The sequence below is a fragment of the Bacillus cereus group sp. MG16 genome (genome assembly GCF_040459875.1).
GTDB lineage: Bacteria > Bacillota > Bacilli > Bacillales > Bacillaceae_G > Bacillus_A > Bacillus_A paranthracis.
Map to the genome: position 1 here is coordinate 317422 of NZ_JARVHE010000001.1, position 14515 is coordinate 331936.

Here is a 14515-nt window from a genome sequence, read left to right on the forward strand (position 1 = left end):
CGCTCCTTACTATAATGTTGTTAAAATTCCATTTCCTGTTTGTAACATTGATGTAGGACAAGATTCGATTCTGAGTTTAAAAGAGCGAGATTACGTTGTTCTAAATGTTCTTCTCTAAATTGAAATAAAGGAGAAAGAAGAGAAGGTAATGTTCGAGGTGTTGGCACTACATATAATTGCTCAATTTGATCGAGTACATAGGCAGAATTAGCGGCAATATGAAATCCCCAGTCAGTTCCGAAAGAAGGAACGATTGTATGATAACTTTTCACAGTTAATCCCGCATGTTCAATTGTATTACCGATACTCCAATATACAAGAGGTGCATCAGCAGGTGAATTAGATTGGCAGACGAATGCACCATCTTCTGTTAAGAATGTAGCTATCCGAGCAAAAAGTTCGCTTGTATATAAAGTACTTAAAATTTCTGTTGCTGGATCAGGAAAATCAATAATAATTACATCGTATAAGGATGAAGGAGAATTTAGAAATTCTTTCGCATCACATACGTGCACATTCACGCGACTATCCAAAAATGAATTGTTGTTTAAAGATACTATTTCTGGAACATTACTTGCCATATTAATCATTGCCTCATCTAAATCAACAAGGTCTACATGTAGCACAGTTTCATATTTCAAAACTTCTCGCAGGGCAAGACCATCGCCACCACCTAATATGAGAACACGTTTTGGATCAATTACTTTTGACATAATTGGATGCACAAGAGCTTCATGATAAATTTGTTCATCGACGGAACTAAATTGTAATTGCTTGTCCAAATATAAACGGATATCGCTTACTTGTAGCAAATGAATATTTTGATAATTGCTTTTTTCATTCAATAAACTTGTATGTTCACCAGCTTGTATTTCTTTTAAAGAAATTTCATCCCATATATCTAAGTTGTGTGAATCCGTGGGTACTATGACTACATTTTCCGTTTGTGCTTGCTTGTCCTGTTTGTCCTGTTTGCCTTGTTTACCGTGCTTGTCCTGCTTATTTTCTATTTCCTGCTGTTCTAGTTCAAATTTGTTAGAGTCTAATTCAGAACGTTTGTCTTTTTTATAGCTTGTTATTCTATAAATCTTTATTTTGCTTTGTTTTCTATGTTTTGGCATAGGAATCCCCTTTCGAATTGTGTTACTTTACTCTATTCTATGTGATTTAGTAGAGTTTGCTTGGACAATAGATAGAGGAGTTTTTTTAATAGATTTTCACGCTAAAAAAATTTTTTTAGTGTTTTTTGTTTTAAACACAACTAGACAACTAAACACTAATCTATTTTCATACAGTTATGTGTTAAAAGCGTGTTGTTTTATAACACACTGTGTGTTTTTTGGTCGACACACTAATTGAAAGCGTTAACACACAAAGAAAATGGTCGAAAAAGTGCTGAATTTAGTGGTTTTAAAAAGTTGGCACGCTAATTGCATTAATAAATAGCGTAAAGAAAAATAAATAAAATATAAATTTTTTATACTACACAAGGGGGATTTTCAAATGAATATTTTATTATGTTGCTCAGCAGGGATGTCTACAAGTTTACTAGTTACAAAAATGGAAGCGGCTGCAAAAGCTCGCGGTTTAGAAGGAAAGATTTGGGCTGTATCTGGGGATGCAGTAAAAACAAATATCGATCAAGCAGACGTATTATTATTAGGACCACAAGTTCGTTACATGCTTTCTTCAATGAAAACGCTTGCTGATGAGAGGAACGTTGGAATCGACGTTATCAATCCAATGCACTACGGCATGATGAATGGAGAAGCAGTTTTAGATCATGCATTAACACTTAAAAAATAATTAGGGGGGAAGTAAAATGCAAAAGTTTATTGCATTTATGGAGAAATATATTGTTCCTGTCGCTGGTAAAATCGGATCGCAACGTCACTTAGCTGCGATCCGTGACGGATTTATTGCAGTTATGCCACTTATTTTAGTTGGTGCACTGGCATCACTAATTAATGGTTTTCCATCTGAAGCTTTCCAAGATTTCATGAAAGGTTTGTTTGGTGAAACGTGGAAACAAGTTGGCGGTGGAATGTGGACTGGTTCTTTTGCGATTCTAGCACTGATCATAGCATTTACAACAAGTTATAACTTAGCAAAATCTTACGGCGTTGATGGTTTGTCAGCAGGTATTATTTCATTTGGTGCGTTAATTATTCTTACGCCAACAACACCGAAAGAAGGCGGATTGAACTTAGTTTGGACAGGTGCACAAGGGTTATTCGTAGCAATTATTGTGGCACTCCTTGTTACTGAAGTATTCCGTTTCTTCGTACAAAGAAACATTACTTTTAAAATGCCTGATGGAGTACCACCAGCAGTTTTAAGATCTTTTGCAGCTATAGTTCCAGCATTTGTTATTTTAACAGTAGTTGCAGGTATTCAATTAGCAGTGAAATTAGCTGGTACAAGTGTTCATGAATTTATCTTTAATACGATTCAATCACCACTGCAAAGTTTAGCAGGGACATTACCAAGTGCAATTGTCATTGTACTCCTTGTTCATCTTCTTTGGTTCTTCGGTTTACATGGTCCGAATATCGTTGGTGGTATTATTGAGCCATTATACTTACCGGCATTAGAGAAAAACATGAAGTTATTCCAAGGTGGTACATCTGCATTTGATGTTCCAAACATTGTTACAAAACCATTCTTTGATACTTTCGTATATCTGGGTGGTTCTGGTGCAACATTAGCGTTCTTAGTAGTTGTATTACTTGTAGCAAAAAGTGCACAATTACGCGGTGTATCTCGCTTATCAATTGGACCAGGTGCATTTAATATTAACGAACCAGTAATCTTTGGTACGCCAATTATTTTAAATCCAGTTTTATTCTTACCGTTTATCATAACACCAATTGTATTGGTAATTACTTCTTATACAGCTATATCTATTGGTTGGGTACCAAAAACAGTTGCGATGATTCCATGGGCAACACCACCAATTATTAGTGGTTATCTTGTAACAGGTGGGCATCTTTCAGGCGCAATTCTACAGTTATTCAACTTTGTAATTGCGATGGTAATCTATTATCCATTCGTTGTATTATGCGATCGTTCTGTTGTTCGTACTGAAAAAGCAGCAGCACAAGGAAATAACAACTCTGTACCTATGTAACACAGTAATTGTTCTCACAGATAACACTATCTGTGAGGACAATCACCTTTATATCATGTTCAAAAAGATGAGACCCATCTACAAGAACACCAAACTATCATTCATAAATTAATATTTTAATAGAAATGTTCAAACTGAAGGGGTATGTAAGTCGGTTGAACGATAATAGAGAGGGCGGTAATTATGATGACTACAGCAGAACAAATTCCATTCCAATTGATTTTAAATAGTGGTAATGCACGAAGCTTTGCGATGGAGGCACTTCAATTTGCCAAACAGGGGAAAATGGCAGAAGCTGATGAAGCGATGGTAAAGGCGAAAGAAGCGATTAATGAGGCGCATCATTTCCAGACAGAGCTCATACAATCAGAAGCAAGAGGAGAAAAAACAGAGATTAGCGTTCTTTTAATTCATGCACAAGATCATTTAATGAATGCGATTACAGTAAAAGAATTAGCAGCAGAGTTTATCGATCTTTATAAAAAGCTTGAAGCGAAAGGGGAATAAAGCATGACTGGAATTAAAATTGCTACAATCGGCGGTGGATCTAGTTATACACCAGAGTTAATTGAAGGATTTATTAAACGTTATGATGAGCTTCCTGTTCGTGAAATTTGGTTAGTAGATATTGAGGCAGGAAAAGAAAAGTTAGAAATCGTTGGTAACTTAGCGAAACGTATGGTAAAAAAATCTGGTTTACCAATTGAGGTACATTTAACGCTTGATCGTCGCGAAGCATTAAAAGATGCTGACTTCGTAACGACGCAGCTTCGCGTAGGTTTATTAGAAGCTCGCGCAAAAGATGAAGCAATCCCGTTAAAATATGATGTAATCGGTCAGGAAACGAATGGTCCTGGTGGTTTATTCAAAGCATTGAGAACGATTCCTGTTATTTTAGATATTTGTAAGGATATGGAGGAGCTTTGTCCGAATGCATGGTTAATTAACTTTGCAAATCCAGCTGGTATGGTAACAGAAGCTGTTCTTCGTTATACAAATATTCAAAGAGTAGTTGGTCTATGTAACGTTCCAATCGGAATCCGCATGGGTCTTGCAAAATTGCTTGAAGTAGATGCAAGTCGTGTTCACGTTGATTTTGCAGGTTTAAATCACATGGTATATGGATTAGACGTATACTTAGATGGCGTAAGTGTAATGGATCGTGTGTTAGAACTTGTAACAGATCCAGAAAAGCAAATTACGATGGAAAATATCGCTGCGCTTAACTGGGAGCCAGACTTTATTCGCGGCCTTCGTGCAATTCCATGTCCATACCATCGTTACTACTACAAAACACGTGAAATGCTAGAAGAAGAGAAAGAAGCTTCGGTTGAAAAAGGTACACGTGCAGAAGTAGTAAAACAATTAGAAGATGATTTATTCGAGTTATATAAAGACCCGAATTTAGATATTAAACCACCACAATTAGAAAAACGTGGAGGCGCTTATTATAGTGACGCAGCATGTAGCTTAATTACGTCTATTTATAATAATAAAGGTGATATCCAGCCTGTTAATACACGAAACAACGGAACAATTGCAAGCTTGCCACATGATTCGGCTGTTGAAGTGAACTGTATTATTACGAAAGAAGGTCCAAAACCAATTGCAGTTGGAGATCTTCCAGTACCAGTTCGCGGTTTAGTACAACAAATTAAATCATTTGAGCGCACAACAATTGAAGCTGCTGTTACAGGGGATTATCATAAAGCGCTGCTTGCTATGACAATTAATCCACTTGTACCATCAGATAAAGTGGCAAAACAAATTTTAGATGAAATGTTGGAAGCGCATAAAGAATATCTTCCGCAGTTCTTCAAAAAGGTAGAGAAATAAAAGCGGCGCTATTTAGCCCGCTTTTTTTATTCTATTAGGAGGTATTACGATGATTAAATTAATTGTAAATGCAGATGATTTCGGTCTTACAGAAGGTACAAATTACGGCATTATTGATGGACATATAAATGGACTTGTAAATTCAACGACGATGATGATGAATATGCCAGGAACAGAGCATGCGGTACGCTTAGCAAAAGAGTATAAAACATTAGGAGTAGGCGTACATCTCGTATTAACAGCAGGTAAGCCGCTTCTTGGGGACGTACCATCACTTGTAAGTAGCGATGGATTGTTTCATAAACAAAGCGTCGTATGGGAAGGGAACGTAAATCCAGAGGAAGTTGAGAGAGAGTGGATTGCTCAAATTGAGAAATTCTTATCTTACGGATTAACGCCAACTCATTTAGATAGTCATCACCATGTGCACGGATTACCGATTTTGCACGATGTTCTGGAAAGGTTAGCTGCTACATATAATGTTCCAATTCGTCGTTGTGAAGAAGAGCGAGCGGTGCGTCCATTTTCTGACGTGTTTTATAGTGATTTTTATGCGGATGGTGTGACGGAAGATTATTTTGTGAAGTTAAAAGAAAGGGTACAAGGTGAACAAACGGTAGAAATTATGGTTCATCCAGCGTATATTGATCCAGAGCTTGTAAAGCGTTCTTCTTACGTAATGGATCGCGTGAAAGAATTGCGTATTTTAACAGAGAGTGAGTTGCCTGAAGGAATAGAGCTTGTAAAGTTTTAATAGAAAAAAGACGGCTACATTATGCCGTCTTTTTTTATTTACAAAATGGATAGAATATATCCGCCAAAGGCTCCAAGTATAACGATAACCCAAGGTGGTGTTTTCCAAAAAGCGAGCAAGCAAAATAGAAGAGACGCAAAGACAAAATCTACAGCGTTCATAATTGTGCTTGTCCAAATAGGATCATAAAAAGCGGCAATTAAAATACCAACAACAGCCGCATTGACTCCAAGTAGTGTGCCTTGTATGAAAGATATTTTTCTCACACTGTTCCAAAATGGTAAAACACCAATAACGAGTAAGAAAGCAGGAAGAAAGATCGCAATTGTTGCGAGTATTGCTCCAAGCGTTCCGTTTAACACTGCTCCTATATAAGAGGCGAATGTAAATAGTGGTCCTGGCATTGCTTGTGTTAATCCGTATCCAGCTAGGAATTGTTCTTTCGTCATCATTCCGTTTTGTACGAACTCACCTTCAAGAAGGGGGAGGACGACGTGTCCGCCTCCAAATACAAGTGCGCCAGAGCGATAGAAACTATCGAATAAGGCGATGTAATAAGAGAACGGTCTTAAAATTGGTAGCAGTAGTAATAGTCCGAAGAATAAGACGAGACACGAAACTGCTATCTTTTTTGAAATAGGTACTTTTATATTTTGAGATTGACTAATTGGTTGGTTGCGATATAAAAGCCAGCCGATAAAGCCAGATATGATAATGAGAGTGACTTGTGTCCAGCTACTTGGCCATAATAGGGCGATTGCGGCAGTTGCAATTGCAATCGTCGCACGATTTCGGTCTGGCGTTAATTTTTGCGCCATTCCCCATATGGCATGAGCGACAATAGCGACTGCTACAAGTTTTAGTCCATGAATCCAGCCAGTACTTCCAAGGTCGAACTGATTAAGGAATGAGGCGAAGAAAACTAAAACAAGCACAGACGGTAAAGTGAATCCAATCCATGAAATAATAGCTCCGAATACCCCGCCTCTTAATAATCCAACGCCCATACCAACTTGGCTGCTAGCAGGACCAGGGAGGAATTGACATAGTGCTACTAAATCTCCATAGATTCGTTCATCCATCCATTTTCTTTTTTGTACATATTCGTGGTGGAAATAGCCTAGATGGGCGACGGGGCCACCAAACGAAGTAAGTCCTAATTTAAATGAGACGAGAAAAATCTCTAATAATGTGTGAAAAGTGTATTTGTTATTCTTCAAAATGCCCTCCTAGAATGTTTTTCTAAGTGCATTATACAAGAGGTAGTAAAGCAAAAGGAACGATTCTAATGTAAAGATTATGTGAATCTTTTCTTCGTAATTAACACTTGAAAAAGTCATAAATGATTATGTATAAACCATAAAGTAGTAGAAGTAGTGCTGGGAAATTTATATAAGGAGAATGCCCGTATGACAACACATTTCTTTGCGAGGTTAACAGGTAAGAGGGAAATACCTCCTGTAAATACAGAAGCTTATGGCGTAGCAGAGTTTATATTTAGTGAGGATTTAAAGAAGTTGCAATATCGGGTCATATTGAAAAACATCGAAAAAGTTACATCATGCCAAATTCATTTAGGGAAAGCAAATCAAATTGGTCCAATTGTTTTAAGTTTATTTGGTCCATTAAAGCAAGGTATTAGTGTTAATGAAGGAGTCGTCACTGGTGTAGTTAATGTGGGGGATTTTGAAGGGCCTTTACAGGGGCGAGCGTTTGATAGCTTACTGCAAGAAATCATTCAGGCGAATGTATATGTAAATGTTTATACGAAGTCCCATAAGAAGGGTGAAATAAGGGGGAGAATTAGGAAAGTAAAGAAGTAGAAAAAAGGCTGTTCATCTGGAACAGCCTTTTTTGCTATAAGGTACAAATTTTAATGAATATAGCCGGTAAATCGATATATCTTGAAAATCGCTGATAAAATCTGAGTTGCGCTGATATATCTTGAAAATCGCTGATAAAATCTGAGTTGCGCTGATATATTTTGAAAATCGCTGATAAAATCTGAGTTGCGCTGATATATTTTGAAAATCGCTGATGAAATCTGCGTTACGGTCGATATATTACAAAACTGCCACGATTAATTTTTTACAGGCTGATTTTTAATGAAGAAGTCCATAACATAAAACACTTCGTCATCAGGTATTTGTATTTCAAATGTATTTTCAATTGGCTGCAATGCTTTTTTTACTTTCATATACATCCAGTATTCATCTTGTCTTCGTTTCTCTTTATCTGGATGAGGGAGGAGGCTTTCTCCCTTTTGAAGACGGTCAACCATACAGCTCATATGCAGAATAACACCCATTAAACTGTCAGGAGTTAGCTGTAAGGAAATTAATTCTTGAATTGTATTCAATGCGTAACGGATCGTTTTAATAAGTAATGCTCCGTCGTTACGCTGCATTTGTTGTTCAAGAATATCAGCCATTTTTGCATATGTTTCTTCGTACGTAATTAATTCTTGAATTGGCTGAATCGCTGTGTAGTTTACAATGTCTTGGAAATGATATGTTAAGCATGGCACTTGTACATCGAAATTCGTGACGATACAAATAATGTTCCGCTCTTTTTTTATGTTCTCAATCATTTTCGTTAAATCTTTTTCATGGACGATACTAATCGGAATGATTTCAATTAAGTCTTTGTCAAATCGCAAATAGTTCTCCAACATTTTTTGAATAGCTAAAGCACTGCCTTCCCCAGTTAAACAAGCTGTCAAAATAACAGATTTCATTGGTGATAGTGGTTTTTTCTTTTCTTCTTGTACGTTTAAGTAAAACGGTGTTAAGTTCTTCACAGTTTCATATAATGCATCTAACGAGTAGCCAAGCTGAGCTTTTCGAGCCGCTTCTAGTGCATGTGGAGTGCTTGTCATGGAAAGAACACGCACTGGAATTTTGAACTCAGTTTCTAATATATCACCAATATAAGCGAGAGATCCCATATCAACGAGTATGAGAAGCCCGTTTACATTTTGGAGTGTTTTCATATACACTTTCACACGCTCTAAGAAATCTTTCGGCGATTCATGTAACGGCATATCGATACCGGTTACTTCGTCAATGCCGAGCAGTTCATTTGCGACGTTTGCCATTTCTGTTGCTATGCCGTTGCCGTGCGCTAATATTAATACTTTTACTTCTGTTTGTGAGGCAGGAATTGGATCAACAACGAAGAACATTGTTAAAAAGCCTGCTTCATCGATAGGCATTGTTATTTGTAATTCGTCTTCCAGTAGTTGAATGCATTGCATAGCTACGGAAAAAGCTTCTTTATATTTCGTACGAATTTGATTTAATTGCGGGTGATGAATTTGTTTTCCAGCCTGTAAACGTTGTAGAGTTGTCTGTACATGTAAACTTAAAGCGAGAAATACTTTTTCATCGAACGTCTTGGATAAATGTTTTTCAGCAAGTTCAGCAATTTTTTCACAAACGGAAACGATATTACGATCTACAATTTTAAAAACATTTTCATGACTTGTCTTTTTTGACATTTGGTTAAAATATTGTACGAAAAAGCTTTGAATATCATTTTCTATTAGTAATTCTAATTCTTCCTCTTCAATACCACGAGCTTGAAGTTCTTCATATTTATAGTCAATATAATCGTAAATAGAAGACTGTTTTTCATTTTCTATTTTATGATTACTCCAACCTTCATCACCTGTAAATATAAATGTTTCATTCGGTATTTGGTATAGATGACGGCTTTTTCTTTCAATGAAGAGCCCTTCCTTCATATACCAAGGTAAGTCTGTGCTTGAAACATAGACAGAATCACGTTTCTTTGTCACGAAGTCAGAATAGGCTTTCGCACAGGCAATTTGTACATCCGTTTTTAATTGGCCGATGTTATTGGGACAATTGTAAAAGACGAAAGCACGCATTGCATTCGGACTAACGTGAATTTCTTTTCGCAAGCGAATTGCTTCATTTGTGAAAAATAGTTGCAGTAAAGCAAAACGTTCTTTATGTGTACGCTCACGAAGTGGTGGCAGCGTGACAGTCATTGGTATACGTCTTGTAAATGTTTTTAATAAAAATGAATTTGGTTCTTCTGTTGTTGCAGTAATGATCAATACTTGTGCTTTACGTTCGTTTTCTGTTTCTCCAAGGCGGCGATATACTCCGCGGTCAATAAAGGTGAAAAGCATTTCTTGTCCCTCTGGAGGAAGGCGATGTACCTCATCTAAGAAAAGAATCCCTTCATGTGCTTTTTCAATTAACCCTTTTTGATCACTTGCCCCTGTATACGCTCCTTTTTTAATCCCAAATAATTGCCCGAGTAGTAGCTGTGGGTTATTTGCATAATCAGCACAGTTAAAGACGATAAATGGTGCATTTTTAGGAAGCTGTTCAACTTCAATTGCATATTCGTGCATTAAAGAAGCAAACATGGATTTTCCGACGCCTGTTTCTCCGAGCAGTAAAGTATGCATACCGTTTGGAGGATAGAGAATAGAAGCTTTCGCTTTTTCGATTGCGATTTTAAGGCTCGTATTTTCAACTGCAAATGTATCTAATGAAGTTACTTCTTTTGAATGCGTTTCCAACGAAGTGTTCGTTTCTATATAAAAACGAACAGGACGCGTATTTGTTTTTAATAAACGTTTATCTTTTACGAGTTTGTTTAAGTCGCTACTTACATTGGCTCGATCTAGCTGCAACAGGGTAGCGAGTTCTGATGCAGTTACACCTTCTGTATAATTGCCTTTTTGTATTGCGTTAAAAATGAGATCTATTCGTTTCATTTCTATTCACCTCGAAACTTCATCACTATTTAAAATTTTACACAAAAATGGGAAGGGTGGGAAGAGAAAAATAAAACAGCTTTAGCACATAGGCACTAAAGCTGTTACAATCTTGTGTCTTTCCAAAAGTTTACTTCGAGATGAGAAGATGGATTATAGGGAAGAAGCTTGTATCCTTGTGACTGTAAGTAATCAATTACTTGTGGCAGTATTTGTACGGTTACACTCGAATCATGCATTAAAATTACTTCGACTTGTTCATCGCTCTGATTACGTACCCTTTCTAGTATGGCAGAAGGATTATCATAGCTTTTCCAGTCATATGTATCGATTGTCCAATCCCACATTTTATACTGGGCTGATACAAGTGCATCACGGTAATTCTTTTTTAAGTAAGGCATGCTACCATACGGGACACGAACGAGATGTGAATTTAATTTTGTAACTTGCTGAACGATGCTTTGTGCTTGTTCCATTTCTGTAATTAAAGTAGATGGGTCACCAGTGTAAAGGCGTTTTACATCATGGGACATACTGTGAAGTCCGATATAATGTCCATCTTTAATTAATCGTTGCATTGTCTTTTTATAATGTGGTACTTTTCCACCAATAACAAAGAAAGTTGCTTTTCCGTTCTTTTCTTTTAAGATGTTTAAAATTTGCGTAGTATATTTGTTTGGTCCGTCATCAAATGTTAAGTACGCGATTTTTTGGGTAGAAGAGGTAGTTTCGGTATTTGGATGATGTTCAGCAGGGGGAATGGTAGTTGCTCCTGCATGAGATGACGCGTACATAGTAATCGTTAAAAATAAAATAATGTATTGAAATACTCGCTTGATCATAACATTCACCCTCAGTTTGACAATCAAGATGTAAAAAAGAAAATATAATCCTTTTCTTATTATGTATATCTTTCTCCAATAGTGGAACTCTCAAACAAGCTATATTTTGGAAATATGAAATGGGGAGTAAAAAAATAGCATCCTCTTATAAGAAAGAGGATGCTATTTGAATATTTCATAATAGTAAAGGCTATACTACAATTAGTCTTCGCGTTTTTTCACTTTTTTATAAAAGGAAATAATTGGTTTGTAACGTTCGTGTACAAGCCCGATTACTTCAGCAATAATCTCTGTAAAGAAGATTAAAACGAAAAGAAGAATAATGGATAACCATAATGTCGCACTAGAGAAAATGATTGCATTTACACTAAAGAAAATACCGAATGCGTATATAATTAGTACCGTTTTACGATGAGAGAAGCCCATTGCAAGTAGACGGTGATGTAAATGCGATTTATCTGGTGCTGAAATAGGTTTTTTATTTACGATACGGCGGATAATTGCAAATGTCGTATCAAATACAGGTACGCCTAAAATAATAACTGGAACGATAAAGCTGAATAACGTTACACTTTTGTATAATCCAAGTAACGATATAACAGAAATACAGTATCCTAAAAATAGTGCTCCTGTATCTCCCATGAAAATTTTTGCTGGATGGAAGTTGTAGAATAAAAATCCAATTGTACTTGCTAATGTAATTAATGCTAGTGGTAAGATAATAGCAGCTCCAGTGCCCCATGGGCTAGTGAAGGCCATATATGCTAGCGTTGCAAGTACGATAGATGAAATACCAGCAGATAATCCATCTAAGCCATCAATTAAGTTGATTGCATTTGTAATACCTACAATCCAAAATACTGTAATCGGATAAGCAAGCCATCCAAGTTCAGTATCCCCGAGGATTGGGATGTATAATACTTGCACTAATAATCCACTTTTTACAATCATAATGGCAACTAATAGTTGTCCACCGAATTTTACCTTCGCAGATAACTCGTACATATCATCTAAAATACCGATGATTACAATGATAATCGCACCTAGCGTTATCGATAACATTCTTTGTTCGTATAAGCCACCGACAACAAATCCAACAGCCACACCAATAAATATTGCTAACCCGCCAAGACGAGGCATAATCTTTTGGTGCACTTTACGCGCGTTTGGCTTATCTGTTGCTCCTATTTTAAAAGCTAACTTAATAACTAAAGGAGTAACGACGAGTACAGTGATGAAAGATGCCAAAATGGCATAAATCACTTGTGAGTCCATTAATACCCCACCCTTTTATAGTCTAACGTAATTTTTTTTAATATATTTATCTGAAAATTATGATGTTTATTTACAGGCTCATAACATATGGTATCACAAAAAGATTAGAATTCAATCTTTTTTTCGTTTTATGGTAAATGGAAGCAGATAGAATATATGACAATGGTATACAGAATGTTGAATCGTTTGAGAAGGTTAATCGTATTGGGCTTTGGAATATGACATTTTCTCTTTCTCTTTAATAGCGAATAATTTTATTTCAATATTATAAGTGTTACACGTAGAAATGAGTAAGTTCCGTGTTAAAATGTGGGAATTTTTCAAGCCTGAACGTGCAGCTTTAATCTCTGTAAAATTTCTATTGGTTTTATGGACAATATTTAATTTTACAAAAACTTAAAAAAGAATGAAGCAAGCAATTCATATAATAAAGAAGTAAAAGAGTTTTCTCATTTTTAATGTGAGAGGGGGAAGCACAGGGGAAATTCTATGTATTCGTATATTTTCTATTGTATATTCCTGTGCGAAAAGGAAATGAAAATTACGATAATAGGTACCGGATACGTTGGATTGATTACAGGAGTAGGATTGGCAGTATTGGGACATTCGGTTACATGTTTTGATATAAATGATGAGAAAATGGAACGGATAAAACAAGGGGATCTGCCTATTTATGAAGCTGGCTTATATGAATTAATACATGATGCGTGTGAGAATAATCGTTTAACTTTTACAACAAGTAAAGAAGAAGCATTTCATGATGCAGAATTTATATTTATTACAGTTGGAACGCCATCGTTATTAGATGGGACAGCAGATTTAACATATATTCAAAATGCATGTTTTGATATTGGAGCATATGCGACTAAAGACATTATTGTTGTTACAAAAAGTACTGTTCCTGTAGGGACGAATGGTGCTATGAGGGGATGGATTGAGGAGACATTACAAAATAGGCATGAATTACATATTGTATCGAATCCCGAATTTTTACGGGAGGGTTCAGGGATTTACGATTTTTTTCAGGGAGATCGTATTGTAATTGGAGCTGATAATGAGGAAGCGGCGCGAAAAGTTGAGAATTTATATAGTAAATTACATTTGCAAACGTATGTTACAGATATAAAAAGTGCAGAGATGATTAAATACGCATCGAATGCCTTTTTAGCGACAAAAATTAGTTTTATCAATGAAATTTCAAATATATGTGAGAAGGTAGGAGCTAATGTATTAGATGTTGCAAAAGGAATGGGAATGGATAAGAGAATTGGGTCGTCTTTTTTAAATGCGGGCATTGGTTACGGGGGATCGTGTTTTCCGAAAGATACGAAAGCGCTTGTGCAAATTGCAGGGAATGTGGCACATGATTTTCGTTTGTTAAAAGCCGTCATTGAAGTAAATAATAAACAACAGCTATTATTGATTGAGAAAGCGAAGAAAGTAATAAATATGAACAAGAAGCGAATTGCAGTGCTGGGAGCAGCATTTAAACCGAATACAGATGATATAAGAGATGCACCGTCCCTTATTATGATACAAGAATTAATGAATATAGGTGCAGACATAGTACTATATGACCCGAAGGCGATTCAAAATATGAAAAATATCTTTGGGGAGACTATACAATATAGCGAATGTATAGATGAATCGATTAGAGGAGCGAGTGCGGCTTTTATCGTGACAGAATGGGAGGCTATCCGAACGTATCCGTTAGGAAAGTACGTACAACTTATGAGAGAACCTATTTTATTTGATGGAAGAAATTGTTATACTAATGAGGATGTTAAGAAACAAGGAATAGATTATTATTCTGTTGGAAGAGAAAGTATTCATAAGAGGGATTTTTCCGTTATTCGTTAAAAAGGTATGTATTCATGTATATTCTTATATGTCATAATAGGATTTGTAACTAGTGAAAGAAA

The 14515-nt window shown here is 36.2% G+C and carries 12 protein-coding genes; 7 read left to right on the top strand and 5 right to left on the bottom strand.

Annotated elements, in window-relative coordinates:
* Positions 1–20 precede the first annotated feature (20 nt).
* Positions 21–1121 carry a polyamine aminopropyltransferase gene (locus tag QCI73_RS01510; RefSeq protein ID WP_353822402.1) on the bottom strand — a complete coding sequence of 367 codons (1101 nt, stop codon included), beginning with the start codon at positions 1119–1121 and terminating at the stop codon, positions 21–23.
* A 382-nt stretch (positions 1122–1503) separates the two neighbouring features.
* Here QCI73_RS01510 and QCI73_RS01515 point away from each other — a divergent pair, with 382 nt between their 5' ends.
* From QCI73_RS01515 to chbG, 5 genes are all read left to right on the top strand, one after another.
* Positions 1504–1806 (top strand): PTS sugar transporter subunit IIB, encoded by a 303-nt coding sequence (locus QCI73_RS01515; protein WP_001023569.1) that lies wholly within the window; start codon positions 1504–1506, stop codon positions 1804–1806.
* Positions 1807–1822: 16 nt separating this feature from the next.
* Positions 1823–3130, top strand: coding sequence for a PTS cellobiose transporter subunit IIC (gene celB / locus QCI73_RS01520; RefSeq protein ID WP_001168828.1), 1308 nt, complete (start codon positions 1823–1825; stop codon positions 3128–3130).
* A gap of 183 nt (positions 3131–3313) precedes the next feature.
* Entirely contained in the window at positions 3314–3637 is a 324-nt protein-coding gene (locus QCI73_RS01525) for a PTS lactose/cellobiose transporter subunit IIA (protein WP_000989050.1), read from the top strand.
* Between the two features lie 3 nt (positions 3638–3640).
* Positions 3641–4966, top strand: a complete 1326-nt coding sequence (gene celF, locus QCI73_RS01530) for a 6-phospho-beta-glucosidase (RefSeq protein ID WP_000145749.1) — start codon at positions 3641–3643, stop codon at positions 4964–4966.
* A gap of 49 nt (positions 4967–5015) precedes the next feature.
* Positions 5016–5720 (top strand): chitin disaccharide deacetylase, encoded by a 705-nt coding sequence (gene chbG, locus QCI73_RS01535; RefSeq protein WP_353822403.1) that lies wholly within the window; start codon positions 5016–5018, stop codon positions 5718–5720.
* A 38-nt stretch (positions 5721–5758) separates the two neighbouring features.
* Here the strand turns inward: chbG and QCI73_RS01540 are convergent, their stop codons facing one another.
* Complete coding sequence (locus QCI73_RS01540; RefSeq protein ID WP_061529283.1) at positions 5759–6940, bottom strand: chromate transporter; 1182 nt, start codon at positions 6938–6940, stop codon at positions 5759–5761.
* A 189-nt stretch (positions 6941–7129) separates the two neighbouring features.
* Between QCI73_RS01540 and exsM the strand changes: the two genes are divergently transcribed.
* Complete coding sequence (gene exsM, locus QCI73_RS01545; protein ID WP_000207029.1) at positions 7130–7543, top strand: exosporium regulatory protein ExsM; 414 nt, start codon at positions 7130–7132, stop codon at positions 7541–7543.
* 257 nt (positions 7544–7800) lie between these two features.
* On the opposite strand, the gene QCI73_RS01550 is transcribed toward exsM, so the two are convergent.
* The 3 genes from QCI73_RS01550 to QCI73_RS01560 form a co-directional block, all read right to left on the bottom strand.
* Positions 7801–10476 carry a sigma-54-dependent transcriptional regulator gene (locus QCI73_RS01550; RefSeq protein ID WP_353822404.1) on the bottom strand — a complete coding sequence of 892 codons (2676 nt, stop codon included), beginning with the start codon at positions 10474–10476 and terminating at the stop codon, positions 7801–7803.
* Positions 10477–10580: 104 nt separating this feature from the next.
* Positions 10581–11318, bottom strand: coding sequence for a polysaccharide deacetylase family protein (locus tag QCI73_RS01555; protein WP_000597164.1), 738 nt, complete (start codon positions 11316–11318; stop codon positions 10581–10583).
* A gap of 201 nt (positions 11319–11519) precedes the next feature.
* Positions 11520–12593, bottom strand: coding sequence for a glycosyltransferase family 4 protein (locus QCI73_RS01560; RefSeq protein WP_061529281.1), 1074 nt, complete (start codon positions 12591–12593; stop codon positions 11520–11522).
* Between the two features lie 489 nt (positions 12594–13082).
* Here QCI73_RS01560 and QCI73_RS01565 point away from each other — a divergent pair, with 489 nt between their 5' ends.
* A complete protein-coding gene (locus tag QCI73_RS01565; RefSeq protein ID WP_080776468.1) occupies positions 13083–14453 on the top strand; it encodes a UDP-glucose dehydrogenase family protein in 1371 nt (456 codons plus the stop codon).
* Positions 14454–14515 lie beyond the last annotated feature (62 nt).

Coding starts and splice junctions, on each gene's coding strand:
- QCI73_RS01510 (WP_353822402.1), bottom strand. CDS start 1,121: ATGCCAAAACATAGAAAACAAAGCAAAATAAAGATTTATAGAATAACA.
- QCI73_RS01515 (WP_001023569.1), top strand. CDS start 1,504: ATGAATATTTTATTATGTTGCTCAGCAGGGATGTCTACAAGTTTACTA.
- celB (WP_001168828.1), top strand. CDS start 1,823: ATGCAAAAGTTTATTGCATTTATGGAGAAATATATTGTTCCTGTCGCT.
- QCI73_RS01525 (WP_000989050.1), top strand. CDS start 3,314: ATGATGACTACAGCAGAACAAATTCCATTCCAATTGATTTTAAATAGT.
- celF (WP_000145749.1), top strand. CDS start 3,641: ATGACTGGAATTAAAATTGCTACAATCGGCGGTGGATCTAGTTATACA.
- chbG (WP_353822403.1), top strand. CDS start 5,016: ATGATTAAATTAATTGTAAATGCAGATGATTTCGGTCTTACAGAAGGT.
- exsM (WP_000207029.1), top strand. CDS start 7,130: ATGACAACACATTTCTTTGCGAGGTTAACAGGTAAGAGGGAAATACCT.
- QCI73_RS01550 (WP_353822404.1), bottom strand. CDS start 10,476: ATGAAACGAATAGATCTCATTTTTAACGCAATACAAAAAGGCAATTAT.
- QCI73_RS01555 (WP_000597164.1), bottom strand. CDS start 11,318: ATGATCAAGCGAGTATTTCAATACATTATTTTATTTTTAACGATTACT.
- QCI73_RS01560 (WP_061529281.1), bottom strand. CDS start 12,593: ATGGACTCACAAGTGATTTATGCCATTTTGGCATCTTTCATCACTGTA.
- QCI73_RS01565 (WP_080776468.1), top strand. CDS start 13,083: ATGTATTCGTATATTTTCTATTGTATATTCCTGTGCGAAAAGGAAATG.